This window comes from Porphyromonas miyakawae (assembly GCF_045865415.1).
GTDB lineage: Bacteria > Bacteroidota > Bacteroidia > Bacteroidales > Porphyromonadaceae > Porphyromonas > Porphyromonas miyakawae.
In genome coordinates this window covers 18,702-36,814 of sequence record NZ_BAAFSF010000002.1, presented here as the reverse complement: position 1 = coordinate 36,814, position 18,113 = coordinate 18,702, and the positions used below count along the sequence as shown (strand labels likewise).

The following is an 18,113-nucleotide window of genomic DNA, read 5'->3' as shown; positions in this document are numbered from 1 at the left end:
AGAGCAACCCTCAGCTGATGAGTAATTCATTAAATGCCAAGGCACAGAGTATGAAGGGCATCAATTCGTGACTGCAAAGGTACAAAAAAAAGTGCGCATAGCTGCCTCGCCTTTCCTCTTTAAAAGCTTTCAGCGAGATGGCTATTACCCCTATTCGCCATATAATTAGTGCGATTAAGAATAGATAGGGTATTGAGTGTACAAGGCTGGGCACACAGCTCACTACCATCACCGGGAAAAATAGAATGGCCGCAGCATGTTCAATAAATTGATAGTTTACATCCCATGTAATCCGCCTTCGATTGGATAAGTACACGTAACCTAATAATTTGTATAGGAGAACTCGTATTAAATAGGCTCCAAGGAGTATTGCTATGAGTAGCAGGGTAGTAGTGAAGGAGTCCCCCGCAGGTAAACTAATGTGAATGGTACCATATAGATAACCTACAGCGATAAACGCTACCTCTACACATATAATCAGTCGTACGCCTATAACTGAACTAAGGGAGGGAGGAGTAGCTACATTGTGCTGATCTGAGAAAAGCTTTTCCCATGGTTTCTCAGACTTATTCTGCTTTGAGCGGAATGTAACGGATAATGCATACAGTAATGCAATAAGGATTACTATGGCACTCGAGGTGTCGTACCATGAATTACCCGACCAAGCTAAAGCGCCTTCCATTGAATTTTGTTTCTGTAAAAAGTGACAGCTCCCTCAGGAGCTGTGCACATGCCGAAGCAATTCTTGTATGTACACCGGATATCTCTTGGGAGGAGAGGAAAGGTTCCCGGAGTATATCTATCGGTGCAAGTTTGGCTAATCTTCGATAGGTTCAAAGTCGCTCTTTTCTGCTCCACACATGGGGCAGCACCAATCATCGGGAATCTCTTCAAACGGGGTGCCCGGAGCTATACCACCATCAGGATCTCCTACTGCAGGGTCATAGATCCAGCCGCAGGGCTGGCATTGATACTTCTTCATCTCTTTATACTTCTAAATAAATTCAACTTAAGTTTACTTTCTCTTAGTCGGTCACCCATAAATGGACGAACCGAATTTGTTTCCTATCAGCAAAGATAGCATCTTCACTTGAATTCTCTATTTATTCCCGGTGTACTTATAAGGAATACAAATTTTTGAATATGAAAGTATAGATACATTCAATAGAGTATTGGTGCCTCTCAAATAGAGTAGGACAACCTTTAAATAAAACATCAGGATCTTTCAAATGAAACATCAATAACTTTCACTTGAAACATCTGTACTTTTCAAATGAAAGACCAGTACCTTTTGATTGAAAGTTATATGGGGGGATATAATACGTTGTTCTTGGTGCACTATCGCCAACTTTCTTTTTGTATTTGCCAAAGCTTTTTATCACTGACCCCGAGCTGTTTACTTCACCCCTTGCGAGTACGCATCCAGGCGCATCAAGCGGATGCTCCAGCGTAAGGCGGTCTATCCGTGCGCCCCCCTTTACCCGAAGCAAATTATCGATGAGTAAATCTCCTGCGTTGTGCGGAGGGGGCGTACTATGTACTTATCAATGGCTTCTCGGAGCCATGTTCTTCTACCAGACGCGTGAGTTGAATAAAGTCCGGCACATCCAATTGCTCAGCCCGCTTTGTGAAAAGATCTACCTGGGAAAAATCAAAATCTTCGGGGAAAAGCCGGCGTAAGGCATTGCGAAGTGTTTTGCGGCGTTGATTAAAGGCAGTTTTTACCGTGAGTACAAAAAGCTTCTCGTCACAAGGTAGAGCTGTGCGACTGTTACGGGTGAGTCGCAAAACGCCTCCATGTACTTTAGGGGGTGGGTTGAAATCAGATTTATCCACTGTGAAAAGGTATTCGGCATCATACCAAGTATGAAGGAGTACACTCAGAATACCGTAAGTGCGACTTCCCGGCCCTGCAGTAAGTCGCTCGGCAACCTCCTTTTGTAGCATACCGGTGCAGCAGGGAATGCGGTCGTGGAGTTCAAATATGCGGAAGAAAAGTCTTCCTGAGATATTGTAGGGGTAATTGCCTGTCATTACGAAGGCGGTATCCGGCTTTCCGGGAATAAACGCTTCGTCTGTACAGCGTAGCACATCGCCTTTTACCACTCTCTGTTCAGCAAAAAGGGAAGGAAAAGCAGCGCTTAAGTAGTCTATTGACTCCCCATCAATCTCTAACAGATATAGATCGGGACAAATATCCATGAGCTCCCGTGTGAGGATGCCCATGCCGGGTCCTATTTCCAATACAGGTAGAGAGCGAAAAGACTCGGGAATAGTCTCTGCTATTCGTCTCGCAATCAAAGGGTCTGTGAGGAAATGTTGCCCCAAGGCTTTCTTCGGTCTAACGTTTCGCAAGGGCATTGTTCTAAGAGCGTACGTCTATTTCTATCAATAGAAACTGCTATTTTTGCATAGTTTCACGCAGCAAAGGTAAGGATTTGGGCACAAAAGAGAGACAAGACGGGGAAAAAATAGGAGAGAAACGAAAGCTAACGGGTGGATGGAGACAGTTAGCAACTATAGGGCTGTCACTGTTTGTTGGATTGGGATTGTTTCTTCTTGTGTATCGCAAGTTTGACTACGAAGAGTTTGCAGAGGCGCTTCGCTCGACTCCTATCCGCTATGAGTATATTGTACTTACGATCCTTATCGGAGCATTGGGGAATGTATTTAGAGGCTTGCGCTGGAGACTGCAAATGGAGGCAACATCCCCTCCACATGCCCGTTATGCTACGTCTATTCTTGCCACATTAGGTTCTTATACGGTTAGTTTGATTGTGCCTCGAACCGGGGAAATATGGCGGGGTGGAGTAGCACACTCCTACGACCGAATTCCTATCTCTCGAGTGGCCGGTACAATTGTAGTGGATAGAGTAATGGACTTTGTGATGCTATTAGTGATAGCTTTACTCTCCTTACTCCTCTGCTATAGTGATCTACTCGTGCTGGTAAATATGATACCTTTCAAAGTCCCTTCAGTGTGGACTATGATACAATCATGGGGCTTTTGGGCTATCTTGGTTAGCTGCGTATTGCTCTTTATTTTATTGCGGAAAGTACTACGTAACAAACGTTTTGCAAAAAGAATAGCGGCATTTAAAGATGACTTCGTCACTGCTATGAAGTCGGTATTTACTATGCCTCGGAAAACGCTTTTTCTGCTCTACTCTCTGCTTATATGGCTTTGCTATTATTGGGCCTTTCGGTTGACTTTTTTTGCCTTCCCCTTTACCGCTGAGTTGTCGTCAGCTATAGGGCTTTTGGCATTCATAATGGGGACCTTGGGGGTAGCCGTGCCGGTGCAAGCCGGAATAGGTACATGGCACTATATGATTATTACAACGCTTACAGTATATGGCGTGACACAGTCTGATGCTGCGCTTTTTGCGTTAGTAGTGCACGCTCTGCAAACATTAGGCACTATTTTCGTTGGGCTAATAGCGATTTTATTAGTACCTTTACTAAACAAGAAAAAATGATAAGTTAGAATATAAAACTATGGCACAAGAAATCAAACAACTTCAACCTCAGGCAATTTGGAACTATTTTTACGAAATCACTCAGTTCCCGCGTCCTACCGGTCAAACGAAGGAGGTGGCCGAGTATATCGCATCAGTTGGTAAAAAACTTGGATTGGAAACCAAACGCGATGAGGTGGGTAATGTGCTGATAATCAAGCCTGCAACGCCCGGAATGGAGAATCGTCCCAAGGTGACTTTGCAGGGGCATATGGATATGGTTCCGCAGAAAAATAAGGAAGTCAACCACGATTTTACGAAAGATCCTATCGATGCGCGCATTGATGGCGAATGGGTTAGAGCGAACGGAACCACTTTGGGCGCAGATAATGGTATGGGTTGTGCCATGGCACTGGCAGTTTTGAGCGATAACACGCTAAAGCACGGACCGATAGAAGCGCTGTTCACCGTCGACGAAGAAGTAGGTATGATCGGAGCCAACGAGCTAAAGGCAGGGTTTGCTACCGGAGATATTCTTATGAATATGGATTCCGAAGAGGAAGGCAACCTTTTCATTGGCTGTGCCGGTGGTGTTGACGTGAATGTGCTACTGGAGTATAAAGAACAGGAAAACGAATCTACCGACGATATAGCGGTAAAAGTGACGCTTGCCGGACTCAAAGGCGGACACTCGGGTGTGGAAATACATCTGGGACGTGCCAATTCAAATAAGCTGATGGCACGATTCCTCAAAAAGGCAATATGTGAATATGGGGTTCGATTAGCTTCCTTTGAGGGCGGATCCATGCGTAATGCCATTCCTCGCGATGCCGAAGCAGTTGTTACGCTTGCTCCGGAAGATGCCGAAGGATTCAATAAAATGGTTACAGAATGGGAACAGATCTTCCGTAAAGAATATGAAGGAATTGAAGATGCAATCACGCTGAAAGTGGAAAAATGTCCGCTACCGAAAATGTTGATTCCCGAAGAAATTCAAGATAATTTCATCAATGCATTGGAAGCGTGCGTAAACGGCCCGGTATCAATGCTTCAGAGTTTCAAAAATACGGTAGAATCCTCTACCAATATGTCTATAGTAACGGCCAAAGAGGGCAAAATTATTGTACGCTTCCTCGTACGCAGTTCATCCCAAAGCCGCAAGATGCAGGTAGCTTCTCAGGTAGAGAGCGCTTTCCTATTAATGGGAGCAGATGTTGAATTTGATGTTGATTATTCCGGATGGCAACCCAATACCAAGTCACACGCACTGGAGGTGCTCAAGAAGGCATATACCAAAGTGTATGGGAAGGAACCTGAAGTAAAAGTGATGCACGCAGGATTGGAGTGCGGTATTATACAAGGGGTTATGCCGGATATGGATATGATTTCGTTCGGCCCGACCATTGAGCACCCGCATTCACCGGATGAACGCGTCAATATTGCTTCGGTAGAGCGCACCTACAAGGTTGTGGAAGAAGCTCTTGCTAACATTTAATCTTAAGAACAATAAATACTATCAAAAACATGAGAGCATATGTTTTTCCCGGTCAGGGAGCACAATTTGTAGGAATGGGGCAGCAGCTCTATACCGAAAACGCAGAAGCAAAGAAACTGTTTGACAAAGCAAACGAGATATTAGGCTTCGCGATCTCGGAAGTGATGTTTCACGGAACGGAAGATGAGCTAAAACAGACAAAAGTAACGCAACCTGCCGTTTTCCTCCACTCTGTTCTCTTGGCGAAGAGTTTGCATAATGAGTTTAAGCCGGATATGGTAGCGGGTCACTCATTGGGAGAATTCTCTGCCTTGGTTGCTGCAGGAGCCTTATCGTTTGAAGACGGTTTAACGCTTGTATCCAAGCGCGCTATGGCGATGCAGAAGGCATGCGAAGCTACACCCTCCACGATGGCAGCTATATTAGGGTTGGACGATAAAATAATTGCCGAAGTGTGCCAAAGTATCACAAGCGGTGTTGTAGTACCCGCCAATTATAATTGTCCCGGACAAGTTGTCATCAGCGGTACTAAGGAAGCAATTGATGAAGCGTGCACACGTCTGAAAGAGGCCGGAGCCAAAAGAGCTATTCCGTTGAAAGTAGGCGGAGCCTTTCACTCTCCACTGATGCAGCCGGCAAAGGAAGAGCTAGGGGTGGCTATAGAGCAAACGCACTTTGAGAAGCCGATTGCGCCTGTTTATCAGAATGTGGTAGCTCGGGCAGTGACCGATCCGGAAGAAATAAAGCAAAACTTAGTGAAGCAGCTCACCTCTCCGGTACGTTGGACTGAGTGTGTTCGTGCCATGGTAGCAGACGGAGCTACACACTTTACCGAATTAGGACCGGGTCAGGTATTGCAAGGATTAATAAAGAAAATATGTCCGGACGTACAAATTGACGGACTTTCATAAGAAAAAGTAAAATGGGAACAGAGGATAAATCTATTCGTTGTCTTATTTTGGGCGCAGGCCCTGCAGGATATACGGCAGCCATATATGCATCGAGAGCCAATTTGGCTCCGGTGCTGTACTCAGGTTTGCAACCGGGAGGGCAGCTCACCACCACTACCGAAGTAGAGAACTTTCCGGGTTATCCGGAGGGAATCGGTGGTACGGAGATGATGGAGCAGCTCAAACAGCAAGCAGCTCGCTTCGGTACGGATATTCGTTTCGGAGCGGCTACCAAGGTCGATTTGTCCAAACGTCCTTTCACGGTAACAATAGATGGCGAAAAGGAGGTTACCTGTAATGCACTGATTATTGCTACCGGAGCAAGTGCCAAGTACTTAGGCCTTCCGGATGAGGAAAAGTATGCCGGGCAAGGCGTATCGGCTTGTGCTACGTGCGATGGCTTTTTCTATCGTGGTAAAAAGGTTGCCGTGGTAGGCGGAGGCGATACAGCGTGCGAAGAGGCACTCTATCTCGCTTCCATTGCCGAAAAGGTATACCTTATTGTGCGCAAGCCGTTCCTTCGTGCTTCAAAAGTAATGCAGGAACGCGTCGAAAAGCATCCTAAGATTGAAGTATTGTTCGAACACAATACGCTGGGACTTTTCGGCGAGAACGGCGTAGAAGGGGCTCATCTTGTGTACCGAAAGGGCGAAAGGGATGAAGCCAAAAAGGATATAGCTATTGACGGCTTTTTCTTGGCAATTGGGCATAAACCCAACACAGATTTGTTCCAAGGACAAATCGAGTTGGACAAAGCCGGATATATCGTTACGAAAGGAAATACTTCTCTCACCAATGTAGAGGGCGTATTTGCCGCCGGTGACGTAGCAGATCCGCGCTATAGGCAGGCAGTAACCTCGGCAGGCTCCGGATGCAAGGCAGCTATGGATGCCGAAAAGTATTTGATGGAGCATGAGCTTTAAGCATGCTACTCCGATAGATACTTTTGAGCCTTACAAAAAAAGGAATATAGTTTATCAATAAGTAGAAAGGTTATGATGAAAGGAAATTCAATTGTTGTGGCGGTCGTATTGGGCATTGCCTTTGTATGCGGACTTGCCTGGGCAGGCACCAAAGTGATGAAAGGGCGCCGTCCTGCTAACGAGATAACCGTAACGGGAGCTGCGGAAATGCAGATCTCCTCGGATTTGATCGTTTGGAAAGCTTCCTATTCGGCTACAGCTATGGATTTAAAAACGGCGTACATTCAAATTACCGAGTACAAAAAGCAGGTGGAAGAGTATCTCCGAAGCAAGAATATTCCTTCAGATGCTATTCAGTTTGAAAGCGTTGATATTAATAAGCAGTACGATTATCAATCCAATGGTAATGGAGGTGGACGAAGTGTCTTTTCAGGATATCAATTGTCGCAACCCGTTCAGGTAACCTCTAACGATATTGATCGTGTAGAAGCCCTTTCACGCGACATTACCGAGCTGATAGATAAAGGGTTGGAAATAACCTCCTATCCACCGAGCTATTACTATACCAAGTTGAACGAATCCAAACACGAAATGCTGAAAGCGGCTTCGGAAGATGCTCTTAAGCGTGCTACTGCTATTGCTGAAGGTAGCAATCGTAAAGTGGGCAAACTACAACGTACCCAGATGGGCGTCTTCCAAGTGGTTGGGCTCTATTCCGATGAGGATTATAGCTGGGGTGGTTCTTTCAATACGTCAAGCCGCGAAAAGACGATTTCCGTAACCGTTAAGAGTAGCTACTCCGTACATTGATGGTAAGGATGCATCGGATAAGCCTTTTGATCGGGATGGTGCTCTTTGCTCTCGTCCCGATCGGGGCATTGTATGCGCAGGAAGATACCTCTATTTCACTTTCTGATTGTCGCGCAGTGCTTGGGGGAGAGGTGGATGTATCGTTATCTGCGGAAGAATGGCACCGATGCGCCCTTTTGGAGATGGCAGCCGGGCAGCCTGATATGGCTATTGCTTGCTTTAATAGAATAAATGCCAAAAAGAAGACTACTTCAATTCTTTTAGATGAAGTGGATGCGTTACTTAAAGCATATCGCTTTGATGAAGCAACAAAGTTGGTAGAGCAATTAAGAAAAAAACGCAATAGCCGTAATGCGGCGGATTCACTGCAGAAAGAGATTTCTCGAATAAAGCGCTTCGTAGATAATTGTGTCTCATTAGAGATAATTGATAGTTTACGCATCGAACGCCTTGAGTCTCTTGCATCAAAGAGGCTTTTATCCGGTGAGTGGGGACGCATCTCTTTCTCCGATGTGACAGGAGATTGGATATACCAAACAGCTCTTGGGTATGAAACATTTTATACAAAGCTTGACGAAAATGGCGTATGCCGTATCTATTATCGTCGAAGCTTAGGAAATAATGAGATTATTGAAGAGCGGGAAGTAGAGGAACTTAATTCTAACCGAGGAAGTTTTTATCCTATCCTACGTCAGGATGGAGAGACTCTTTATTTTGCCGCTTATTCCGATGATGGCATGGGTAAATTAGATCTATATGTGTCGCGACGCGATCCTTATACGCGAAAGTTTTTGCAACCCACGATGTTAGGTACCCCATTTAATTCCCCCTATGACGATTGCATTCTCATTTACGATGATGTAACCGGAAAGGGCATTTTGGGTACTAATAGATTTGCCCCTCAAGGTGAGTTCAACCTTTATACTTTTGTAATCAAAGACTTCTTCCCACCTGTGCCGGCAAATTCGGTGAACGAGAAGCTTATACAAGCTAAACTAATGCCTTGGAGGCTTTTACAGCCTGAAAAAGACTCCTCAAATTATACAAGTTTTTATTGATTAATTATGGAAAAAAGAACAATTCCCTCTTCAGAAATGATTGTCAATGGTGATGGTACTATATTTCATCTCCATCTCAAACCCGAGCAAATCGCTGATGATATTATCATGTGTGGCGACCCTTCCAGAGTAGAGATGATCGCCCATTACTTTGATACTAAGGAATGTGATGTCTCCAATAGAGAGTTTCGCACAATAACGGGTACTTATAAGGGGAAGCGAATCACGGCGATAAGCCATGGTATAGGAGGAGATAATATAGAAATCGTGGTCAACGAGCTTGATATGCTTGCCAATTTTGACTTTGAGAGGCGTTGTGTAAAGGATACATTTCGCTGTCTCAACTTAGTCCGTGTGGGAACCAGTGGAGGCTTACAACCCGAGACCCCGATAGGTACATATGTAGCAGCGGAGCGGAGTATCGGCTTTGATGGAGTGCTCTATTTTTATGGGGAGACAGAGCGGGTACGTGATCTGGACTATGAAGATGCCTTACTGAAAGGATTAGATTGGAAAATAGAGAGGCTGAAGCCCTATGTAGTACGAGCTAATGATGAATTATTGGATCGTATAGTCGGTACTGATGGATTGATTGTGAAGGGCTCCACTATTGCAGCGAATGGATTTTATGCTCCCCAAGGAAGAAAGCTGCGTTTGCCGCTTGCCGATGAAGAGCTAAATCATAAGATAGAAGCCTTCCGATATGATCGCTTTAAGATTACTAATTTTGAGATGGAGAGTAGTGCGCTGCAAGGTATCGCAGCCCTTCTTGGCCACCGAGCTTTGACAGTGTGCTGTATCATAGCGGGGCGTCAAAACCTCAATATGAATACAGAATATAAGGGCAGTATAGACCATCTAATCGAAACCGTCTTGGAGCGTTTCTAAGCAGATTTATTTGCTTAATTGTATGGAGCAGGGTCCCCACAAAAAGCAATTATTACACAATATTCGTGTCCATCATAGCACCACAAGAAGTGCGATTATAGATGCGGCGAGGCAGCTTTTTGCTCGCTTTGGCGTTGAGAAGACTACGATGAATGACATAGCTCAGCAGAGCAATAAGGGCCGTCGTACTCTTTACATGTACTTTAAAAGCAAAAAGGAGCTATTTGCTGCAGTCGTAAGCCATGAGTTAGATCTATTATCTGAGAGACTTGATATCGTTGTAAGTGGTAAAGAGCCTCCCTATGATAGGTTTATTAACTTGATCTATACGCATTTAGAGACAATCCTGCAAATAGTAATGCGAAATGGCACATTGAGGGCTGACTTCTTCAATGATATAGCCCAATTGGAGCGTATCCGCTATCGATTTGATTGTAAAGAGGCTGAGTTTATCAAGCAGATATTGAATGAGGGAAACGAAAGCGGTGTGTTTTGTGTGCGGGATACTGAAATGGCTTCAACTATCCTGCAACACTCCATCAAGGGTTTAGAAGTTCCATACATCAATAAGCATTCACGAAAAGTAAGGAGTAAGGAGTTTGATCGCATGCGTTTGGCTACCGAGCAACTTTTATTTCGTGGACTTGGATATAAAGGAAAAGTATCGCATAATATTAAAACAAACGAACCATAATAACATGAAACTTTTAGAAGGAAAAGTGGCACTCATAACGGGTGCAGCAAGAGGTATCGGAAGTGCTATTGCACGCAAATATGCAGCCGAAGGAGCTAATGTGGCTATCACAGACTTGAAAATATCACCAGAGACAGAGAGTTTTGTCCAAGAACTGTCGGCTATGGGGGTGACGGCTAAGGCCTATGCTTCTAATGCAGCTGATTTTAATGCAGCTCATGAGGTTGTCAAGCAAATCTTTTCAGATTTTGGACGAATAGATATTTTGGTTAATAATGCAGGGATCACTCGTGACGGGCTTATTTTACGTATGACCGAGGATCAATGGGATGCTGTAATCAATGTGAATTTAAAGAGTGCCTTTAATCTTGTTCATGCCGTAACTCCCATTATGGTTAAGCAGCGTGCAGGTTCGATTATTAATATGGCTTCAGTGGTTGGCGTTAGTGGAAATGCCGGACAGGCCAATTATTCTGCTTCAAAAGCCGGTATGATCGGTCTTGCAAAGAGTATTGCAAAGGAATTAGGTTCTCGTAATATCCGTGCTAATGCGATTGCCCCAGGCTTTATTATTACTGATATGACCAATCAGCTTCCTGAAGAGGTAAAAGCTGAGTGGGCTAAGCAAATACCGCTTCGTCGGGGAGGTACACCTGAAGATATTGCCAATGTGGCTACTTTCCTTGCGTCAGATCTTTCAAGCTATGTCACAGGGCAGGTAATCAATGTCTGTGGCGGTATGAATTGTTAGTACTTCATGGAGGTTATTTACGAAGATAATCACCTCATAGTAGTTAACAAGGCACCCGGTGAGATCGTCCAAGGTGACAAAACCAACGACCAACCCCTTAGTGAGTTGGTCGCTGTTTACTTAAAAGAGAAGTATCATAAGCCGGGAAATGTATTTGTCGGGGTGGTGCATCGACTTGACCGTCCCGTAGGTGGGTTGGTCCTTTTTGCAAAGACCAGTAAAGCTTTGGGACGAATGAATAACCTTTTCCGGGAGGGAAAGGTGCGTAAGAGATATTTGGCTATTGTAGCGGATCCTCCACAACCGGCTCAAGGCAGATTAGTAAATTGGCTTAAAAAGAATGAAAAGCTGAATAAGAGCTTTGTCGTTGATAAAGGGAGTGAAGGCAGCAAGCGAGCCGAGCTTGTTTATCGTACAGTGGCAAGGTCAGAGCGCTATACATTGGTTGAGGTAGAGCTTCTCACCGGTCGTCATCATCAAATTAGATGTCAGTTCTCTGCTTTGGGTTGTCCTCTAAAGGGGGACTTGAAGTATGGTGCCCCCCGTCCCAATCGAGATGCATCTATTTCTTTAATTAGCTATAGAATGGATTTTGAGCATCCTGTCAGTAAGCAAATGATCTCTTTAGTTGCTCCTATCCCCAAAGATGCCCTGTGGCAAGCCTTTGTTCCACAGCTTGAAACATTTGTATAGCTTGCAAATAGAGCACTACTGTCTGTCGCTCTAAGTATTATCTACGTGTTACTCTACTGAGTTCCACTACATTCGTAGGGGCTTTTTGCTTTTATAATGAGTTTTTAGTTTTTGTGCAGACAGAGGAAATTATTCAAAGTTAAAGGTTAGAATGATCATCCTCCCAAGTGCTTTTGATAGTGCATTTGTATAACGAATGCGGCTATCATCTATCATGTCTTCCCTTTTGTGTGTAATAACGTCTGACAGTCCAAAGTTAAAGCAAAGCTCCGGGGAGAGCTTGAAGAAAGGAAGGTAGAAATCGCAGCCAAATCCAATTTTTAGTCCGTAATCAAAAAGATTGAATTTGATCTCCGGATTACGTTTTTGTCCAATCATAATAGATCCATATATACCTCCGGTAACGTAGGGGCGTACATTATTGAGCCGCCGTGCGCTGTACTTTATCATCAAGGGGAACTCAATCATATTACTTCTCAAGCCAAAACGTTCTTTATGGAGTCCCTCTTCGCCTTCTGTTAGGTCGGTAAACGTGATCGCTCTTTCCCCAAGATGCAGGGTCGGTATAAAGCGAATATCCAATCCAATAATAGGCGCCCAATTGCCAATTATTCCCACGCTAAATCCGGGTGAATACATGGCAACAGTGCCATATTGAACGACTTCTCCCTCTGCGTGAGCACCGCTATTGGTGATGGCTAAGTCCTGAGTGTGCATTCCTACATGAAACCCCAGATGAAAGTGCCGATAGTCCGCGTAAGGTCTATTTTGAGATCTTTGTTTTTGGGCATTAGCCGTCATAAAGCAGCAACAGAGCATTCCCAATGAGAGGAATAGCACTGTCCACATATCTGATTTTTTATATACTCTTCGTCGCACGCAATAAAAACGTAAAGGAGGGGGAACTTATTGTTGTGCTCATACATTTCCTATTTCATGTGTATTCGCCTAAAGCTCATTTGCATGATACAGAGTCGCATCTTATAGTTTGCGATGGGATAATGTAGTACACTAATTCTCACCTTTAAAAGATACAAATCTTTTAGATAAAAGATACCGATAAATGATTCGAAAGATCTATATATTTTGTTTGAAACTTATAGATGTTTTTTTTAGCTAATAGGGCAGCTATTGTAGCTCTTTGTATGGCTGTCTTTCTAAAACTCTCAAACATGCTTTGGCCTTTTGGAAAGGTCTTTTTCCTACAGTTGGATATTTCCTGCATGAATAAAATGTGGTATATTTACCGATTAGTATGTAAATAGCTAACTTTGCAGTATAAACAGCAGAATAACAAGCGATGGCAGCAAAAGAAATTAAAGGGATAACCCCGCGAAGTAAAGATTACTCGCAATGGTATTTGGATGTAGTTGCACAAGCCGATTTGGCAGAAAATAGTGCCGTACGAGGTTGTATGGTGATCAAGCCTTATGGATACGCAATTTGGGAGCGTATGCAGGCTGAGATGGATCGCCGCTTTAAGGAAACCGGTCACGTAAATGCCTATTTCCCTCTATTCATCCCCAAGAGCTATTTTAGTCGTGAAGCAGAGCATGTAGCAGGATTTGCTAAAGAATGCGCTATTGTAACTCACTATCGCTTGAAGAATGACCCCGATGGAAAAGGGGTAATAGTGGATCCCGATGCTAAGTTGGAGGAAGAGTTAATCGTAAGACCAACGAGCGAAACTATTATTTGGAGTACCTATAAGAATTGGATTCAGAGTTGGCGCGACTTACCCATTCTCTGCAATCAGTGGGCGAACGTAGTACGCTGGGAGATGCGTACGCGTCTGTTCCTTCGTACGGCAGAGTTCCTTTGGCAAGAAGGTCACACAGCACATGCTACTCGGGAAGAAGCTATCGAAGAGGCAAAGCGTATGTTGGGTGTTTATGCAGACTTCGCAGAAAAAGTACTTGCTTTGCCGGTGATACAGGGAGTTAAATCGGAGACAGAGCGCTTTGGTGGTGCATTAGATACCTATACAATTGAAGCCATGATGCAGGATGGTAAAGCCCTTCAGAGTGGTACTTCTCACTTCTTAGGGCAAAACTTCGCTAAAGCCTTTGACGTTCAATTCCTGAATAAAGAGGGAGAGCGCGAATACGTATGGGCTACCTCATGGGGTACCTCCACGCGCCTTCTCGGGGGAATGATCATGGCACATAGTGACGATAACGGACTAATCCTACCGCCTTCTGTATCTCCGATTGATGTGGCTATTGTTCCTATTTATAAGACAGGGGAGCAGTTAGAACAAATCCGTAAGCATGTTGAGCCTTTAATGGATGAAATTCGCAAGCGTGGATTTACCGTTAAGTTCGATGACAATGATACTAAAAAGCCGGGCTGGAAATTTGCTGAGTATGAGGTGAAAGGTGTTCCTGTACGGTTAGCTATCGGAGCTCGTGACTTAGAGGCCGGTACAATTGAAGTAGCCCGTCGTGATACACTCACGAAGGAGACTATCTCATTCAGCACGGCTGGAGCACATATTGAAGCACTGCTGGATGATATACAGAAGAATATTTACAATAAGGCCCTGCGTTACAGAGAGGAACATACCGTTACGGCAGACTCTTATGATGAGTTCAAGGCTGCTTTGGATGGTGGAAACTTTGTGCTTGCCCACTGGGATGGCTCCGCAGAAACGGAGGCCCTAATCAAGGAGGAAACACGAGCAACTATTCGCTGTGTGCCGTTCGAGGGGGATAAAACACCCGGTAAGTGTATCCGTACGGGTAAACCCTCACCATGTAGAGTCTTATTCGCTCGAGCCTATTAATGATACAGAAAAAGGGTATTCTATTACTCTCAGGAGGATTAGATAGCACAACACTGCTGTGGGATCATTTGCAGGATATGGCGCTTGCTGTTAGTTTTGACTATGGCAGCAAGCACAATGCTCGTGAGATAGCTATGGCAAGATTCCAAGCAGAGAAAGCAGGGGTAGAACATATTGTTATACCCCTGGACTTTATGGGAAAGTACTTCAAAAGCGACCTCTTGCTCAGTGGAAACGATATACCTCGGGAGGATTACAATGCGGATAATATCTCCTCTACAGTAGTCCCTTTTCGTAATGGTATTATGCTGAGTATCATAGCCGGATTGGCAGAGAGTAGGGGATTGCAAACCCTTTTCATAGCGAATCACTTTGGAGATCATGCTATCTATCCGGATTGTCGGGCCTCATTCATAGAGCCAATGGCTGCTGCCATCCTTGAAGGAACCTCTAATCGGGTTGTGCTCTCTGCACCCTATACCGGAATAACAAAGACAGATATTTTGTCAAGAGGGGTGCGTTTGGGTGTTGACTATGCGCATACCTATAGCTGCTACACAGGAACAGAGCATCATTGTGGTACTTGTGCTACTTGTCGAGAGCGTAAAGCGGCTTTCAGCGCTCTCAATATTACGGATCCCACTGAATACGACGCATAAATAAGCAAGATGGCCTTTAGTGCCTTTACTCCGGAAGAAGATAATGCCCCTATGCAGAGTTTGCTTCGGCTGGTTGAGAATAGCAGTGCCAATATCTTCTTGACCGGGAGGGCAGGAACAGGTAAAAGTACGCTGCTTCGTTATGTGGACGCTACAACCTGGAAGAAACATGTGGTTTTAGCTCCTACAGGTGTAGCAGCAGTAAATGCAGGAGGGCAGACGATACATTCTTTTTTCCGTCTTCCCATGGGGTCTCTGACTCCCGATTCTAAAACCAGAAAATCCATTATTAGCAGATACAATAAGAGGCATTTGAATCTGCTTCGTTCGCTTGAGCTAATCATCATTGATGAAGTTTCTATGCTTCGTAGTGATGTGGTGGATATGATCGATATGATCTTGCGACGTGTGCGAATGGCTGATGTACTTCCTTTTGGAGGTGTGCAGATGCTATTTGTGGGTGATCTGTTTCAGCTTGAACCGGTCGTAACCTTGCGAGAAAGTGAGGTATTGCAGCGCTATTACGGAACTAGCTTTTTCTTTGGGGCATTAGCTTTCAAAGCTGCAGCACCTATTATAATCTCATTGGAAAAGGTATACCGCCAGCAGGATAAGCATTTTATTGATTTCCTTGATAGCGTCCGTACCGGACACATTACTCAGGGTATGATTGCCTCATTTAATGAAGAAACGTTGAAAAATGATGTTCCCTCCCCAGGAAAGGAAAACATGATAGTCACAGTCACTTCCAGGCGTAATACGGCATCAAGGATAAATAGGGAGCACTTAGCGCAGATCAATGCTAAAGACTATTATATCCCTTCTACTAGCTCGGGAGACTTTTCAAGCGGTTCTTTTCCGGCAGAGGATAAACTTTCTCTTAAGGTGGGAGCGCAGGTTATGTTTCTTACAAACGACATAGAACGTCGCTGGTACAATGGTACATTAGGGGAATGTACTGCAATAGAGTGTGAAAACGGTGAAGTTACTTCAGTAAGAGTAAAGCTCGAAAGTGGGGTAGAGTACTCCGTAGGACCTTATACATGGGAAAATCGTAAGTATGAGTATGAAGAGGAGGAGGAGCGTATTACGACCACCGTTACCGGACGTTTTACTCAGATCCCTCTTCGTTTAGCTTGGGCTATTACCATTCATAAAAGCCAAGGACTAACCTTTGACAAAGTAATAGTGGATTTAGAAGGAGGCGCCTTTGCTGCCGGTCAAACCTATGTGGCGCTTAGTCGTTGTCGTAGTATGGAGGGACTGATTCTAAGTCGTCCGCTAAGTATTTCTGATATTATTACGAACCCAGAAGTACAGCTCTTTTACCAAGGTGCAAATGACGATGAAGCAGTCAGAAAAGCCTTAAAGAAAGAAACTCGCTAGCCTCACTGTGCCGTAAATAGTTTTTCAACGGACTTGAAAATTAACGATCACACTGAGTATTGAATGTGCTATATCGAGTCGTAGCATAATAATCTATATCCACAAAGAGCTAGGTCTCAACTAATGCTTGCATACTCAAGTAGCACGCCCATAACAGCGATTGGGTAATACGACCTACTGAGATAGAAATACACCAATGCTCCTTTTCTCGATAGAGCCAAAGATGAGCATTAGTATAGGATAAAAAGAAAGAGACAAGTACCATAAAGTACTTGTCTCTTTCCTATTAATTAGGCAACGTGTGCCTAACTTAACAATGCTTACTCAACAACCTTTGTGAAAATGTCAGCTGTCTGACCTTCTACATTGAGACGGTTGCCATTTGCGTCAAGACGATAGAGTACACCATTAGCAAATTCAAGCTTAGCGTCTTCAGCCAACGTTACAATGTTGTTTTCAACCGTGTAAGCAAGATCAGTCTTAACTTCAGGCTTAGCGCCTTCTACTTCTGTAGTGCAATCATATACACCATTTTCCTTGAAGGTGATCTTGAGGTTAGAAGCTACACCTTCAGCGTTAGTAGTTGTAGCAGTCCAAGTTCCAAGAAGAGCTTCTACGGTGAGAGCTTCTTGTTGGTTCTGCTGTGCTTCATCAAGGTTCTGCTGTGCTTCTGCTACAGCTTCGTCTGCTTCATTTGTCTGTTCCTGTGCTGTTTTCTTGCAAGAGAACAATGCCAATGACATGGCAACAACTGCAAATACTACCTTTAAATTTTTCATTTCTAATTCTTTTAAGTTGTACTTATTCTTACTATAAATCTCTTTCGTTTTAATAATGCCATCTTGAGCAGTGAACGCTTTCACTGCCAAAACTGATGCAAAGGTAATGCTTTTTTTCAAACATGGTACTCTTTACCTTATTTGTTGTGCGTATTCATTTGATCAAGGGCGAGTGCTTTGCTTACTTGGCTACGCCAATCTGTGCCATTTTCTACCCATAATACATTGAATCCCATCGTTTTAGCTGCATCTGTATTGGCTTTCCCATCATCAATAAAGAGCGACTCTTCCGGTAGTATTCCCACTTCACGAGTAATGGCCTCAAAGAACTTCTTCTCCGGTTTCATCACTCCGTAGCGATAGGAGGCAAATACTTTTTCTACGCAGTCTGAAAGACTTAGCCCTCCGGGAAGGAAGTGATTACCCTCCATATACTCCATTATGTAAGGATTAGTATTGCTTAAGATGAAGAGTCTATACTGATCCTTGATACTATTTAGGAAATTGAACTTGTATAGGGGTATAGATCGGAAAAACCCCATCACTGCGTTGAATACTGCCTCGTGTGAAAAGTCTCCTTCATATCGTTGCGCTAAAGCATCCTCAAATTGAGAAGCTGTCAGCATACCATTCTCCAGATCCTTAAAGATGCCTCTTTGTACATACGCATCGAGTAGCGTGTTGGCATCAGTTACACCTAAGGCTTCAAAACGGTGTACTGCCTCCTCTCGATCAAGGTCAATCAGTACACCGCCTAAATCGAACAATATGTTCTTTATCATAT

General features: G+C 44.1%; 19 protein-coding genes. 13 read left to right on the top strand and 6 right to left on the bottom strand.

The window, feature by feature from the left end:
* Positions 1-10: 10 nt before the first annotated feature.
* The 3 genes from ACLWMH_RS04950 to rsmA form a co-directional block, all read right to left on the bottom strand.
* The gene (locus ACLWMH_RS04950) at positions 11-682 is read right to left on the bottom strand and encodes a DUF4271 domain-containing protein (RefSeq protein ID WP_411915645.1); all 672 of its coding nucleotides are present in this window, start codon (positions 680-682) and stop codon (positions 11-13) included.
* 135 nt (positions 683-817) lie between these two features.
* Positions 818-982 carry a rubredoxin gene (rd, locus tag ACLWMH_RS04945; protein ID WP_411915644.1) on the bottom strand — a complete coding sequence of 55 codons (165 nt, stop codon included), beginning with the start codon at positions 980-982 and terminating at the stop codon, positions 818-820.
* A 551-nt stretch (positions 983-1,533) separates the two neighbouring features.
* Positions 1,534-2,355 carry a 16S rRNA (adenine(1518)-N(6)/adenine(1519)-N(6))-dimethyltransferase RsmA gene (gene rsmA / locus ACLWMH_RS04940; protein ID WP_411915713.1) on the bottom strand — a complete coding sequence of 274 codons (822 nt, stop codon included), beginning with the start codon at positions 2,353-2,355 and terminating at the stop codon, positions 1,534-1,536.
* A gap of 83 nt (positions 2,356-2,438) precedes the next feature.
* Here rsmA and ACLWMH_RS04935 point away from each other — a divergent pair, with 83 nt between their 5' ends.
* The 10 genes from ACLWMH_RS04935 to ACLWMH_RS04890 all read left to right on the top strand — a co-directional run bounded on the left by ACLWMH_RS04935 (position 2,439) and on the right by ACLWMH_RS04890 (position 11,720).
* Positions 2,439-3,479 carry a lysylphosphatidylglycerol synthase transmembrane domain-containing protein gene (locus ACLWMH_RS04935; protein WP_411915643.1) on the top strand — a complete coding sequence of 347 codons (1,041 nt, stop codon included), beginning with the start codon at positions 2,439-2,441 and terminating at the stop codon, positions 3,477-3,479.
* Positions 3,480-3,498: 19 nt separating this feature from the next.
* Entirely contained in the window at positions 3,499-4,953 is a 1,455-nt protein-coding gene (locus ACLWMH_RS04930) for an aminoacyl-histidine dipeptidase (RefSeq protein ID WP_411915642.1), read from the top strand.
* A 29-nt stretch (positions 4,954-4,982) separates the two neighbouring features.
* Positions 4,983-5,864, top strand: coding sequence for an ACP S-malonyltransferase (fabD, locus tag ACLWMH_RS04925; protein WP_411915641.1), 882 nt, complete (start codon positions 4,983-4,985; stop codon positions 5,862-5,864).
* A gap of 11 nt (positions 5,865-5,875) precedes the next feature.
* A complete protein-coding gene (trxB, locus tag ACLWMH_RS04920) occupies positions 5,876-6,826 on the top strand; it encodes a thioredoxin-disulfide reductase (RefSeq protein ID WP_411915640.1) in 951 nt (316 codons plus the stop codon).
* Positions 6,827-6,898: 72 nt separating this feature from the next.
* Positions 6,899-7,636, top strand: coding sequence for an SIMPL domain-containing protein (locus ACLWMH_RS04915; protein ID WP_411915639.1), 738 nt, complete (start codon positions 6,899-6,901; stop codon positions 7,634-7,636).
* Complete coding sequence (locus tag ACLWMH_RS04910) at positions 7,636-8,694, top strand: hypothetical protein (RefSeq protein ID WP_411915638.1); 1,059 nt, start codon at positions 7,636-7,638, stop codon at positions 8,692-8,694. Before ACLWMH_RS04915 ends, ACLWMH_RS04910 begins: the two co-directional genes overlap by 1 nt.
* A 6-nt stretch (positions 8,695-8,700) precedes the next feature.
* The gene (locus ACLWMH_RS04905) at positions 8,701-9,582 is read left to right on the top strand and encodes a nucleoside phosphorylase (RefSeq protein WP_411915637.1); all 882 of its coding nucleotides are present in this window, start codon (positions 8,701-8,703) and stop codon (positions 9,580-9,582) included.
* Positions 9,583-9,604: 22 nt separating this feature from the next.
* Entirely contained in the window at positions 9,605-10,276 is a 672-nt protein-coding gene (locus tag ACLWMH_RS04900; RefSeq protein ID WP_411915636.1) for a TetR/AcrR family transcriptional regulator, read from the top strand.
* 4 nt (positions 10,277-10,280) lie between these two features.
* Positions 10,281-11,027: a 3-oxoacyl-[acyl-carrier-protein] reductase gene (gene fabG, locus ACLWMH_RS04895; RefSeq protein WP_411915635.1), complete on the top strand. Its 747-nt coding sequence runs from the start codon at positions 10,281-10,283 to the stop codon at positions 11,025-11,027.
* Between the two features lie 6 nt (positions 11,028-11,033).
* Entirely contained in the window at positions 11,034-11,720 is a 687-nt protein-coding gene (locus ACLWMH_RS04890; RefSeq protein ID WP_411915634.1) for an RluA family pseudouridine synthase, read from the top strand.
* 129 nt (positions 11,721-11,849) lie between these two features.
* Here ACLWMH_RS04890 and porT read toward each other — a convergent pair whose 3' ends face one another.
* On the bottom strand, positions 11,850-12,569 hold the full coding sequence (gene porT, locus ACLWMH_RS04885; RefSeq protein WP_411915633.1) for a type IX secretion/gliding motility protein PorT/SprT: 720 nt from the start codon (positions 12,567-12,569) through the stop codon (positions 11,850-11,852).
* 451 nt (positions 12,570-13,020) lie between these two features.
* Here porT and proS point away from each other — a divergent pair, with 451 nt between their 5' ends.
* The 3 genes from proS to ACLWMH_RS04870 are packed head-to-tail and all read left to right on the top strand — an operon-like array spanning position 13,021 to position 16,550.
* Entirely contained in the window at positions 13,021-14,505 is a 1,485-nt protein-coding gene (proS, locus tag ACLWMH_RS04880) for a proline--tRNA ligase (protein ID WP_411915632.1), read from the top strand.
* The gene (gene queC, locus ACLWMH_RS04875) at positions 14,505-15,164 is read left to right on the top strand and encodes a 7-cyano-7-deazaguanine synthase QueC (protein ID WP_411915631.1); all 660 of its coding nucleotides are present in this window, start codon (positions 14,505-14,507) and stop codon (positions 15,162-15,164) included. Before proS ends, queC begins: the two co-directional genes overlap by 1 nt.
* Positions 15,165-15,173: 9 nt before the next feature.
* A complete protein-coding gene (locus tag ACLWMH_RS04870) occupies positions 15,174-16,550 on the top strand; it encodes an ATP-dependent DNA helicase (RefSeq protein WP_411915630.1) in 1,377 nt (458 codons plus the stop codon).
* A gap of 320 nt (positions 16,551-16,870) precedes the next feature.
* Here ACLWMH_RS04870 and ACLWMH_RS04865 read toward each other — a convergent pair whose 3' ends face one another.
* Together ACLWMH_RS04865 and ACLWMH_RS04860 are read right to left on the bottom strand one after the other, a co-directional pair.
* On the bottom strand, positions 16,871-17,449 hold the full coding sequence (locus tag ACLWMH_RS04865; protein ID WP_411915629.1) for a hypothetical protein: 579 nt from the start codon (positions 17,447-17,449) through the stop codon (positions 16,871-16,873).
* 17 nt (positions 17,450-17,466) lie between these two features.
* Complete coding sequence (locus ACLWMH_RS04860; RefSeq protein WP_411915628.1) at positions 17,467-18,111, bottom strand: HAD family hydrolase; 645 nt, start codon at positions 18,109-18,111, stop codon at positions 17,467-17,469.
* Between the last annotated feature and the right edge of the window lie 2 nt (positions 18,112-18,113).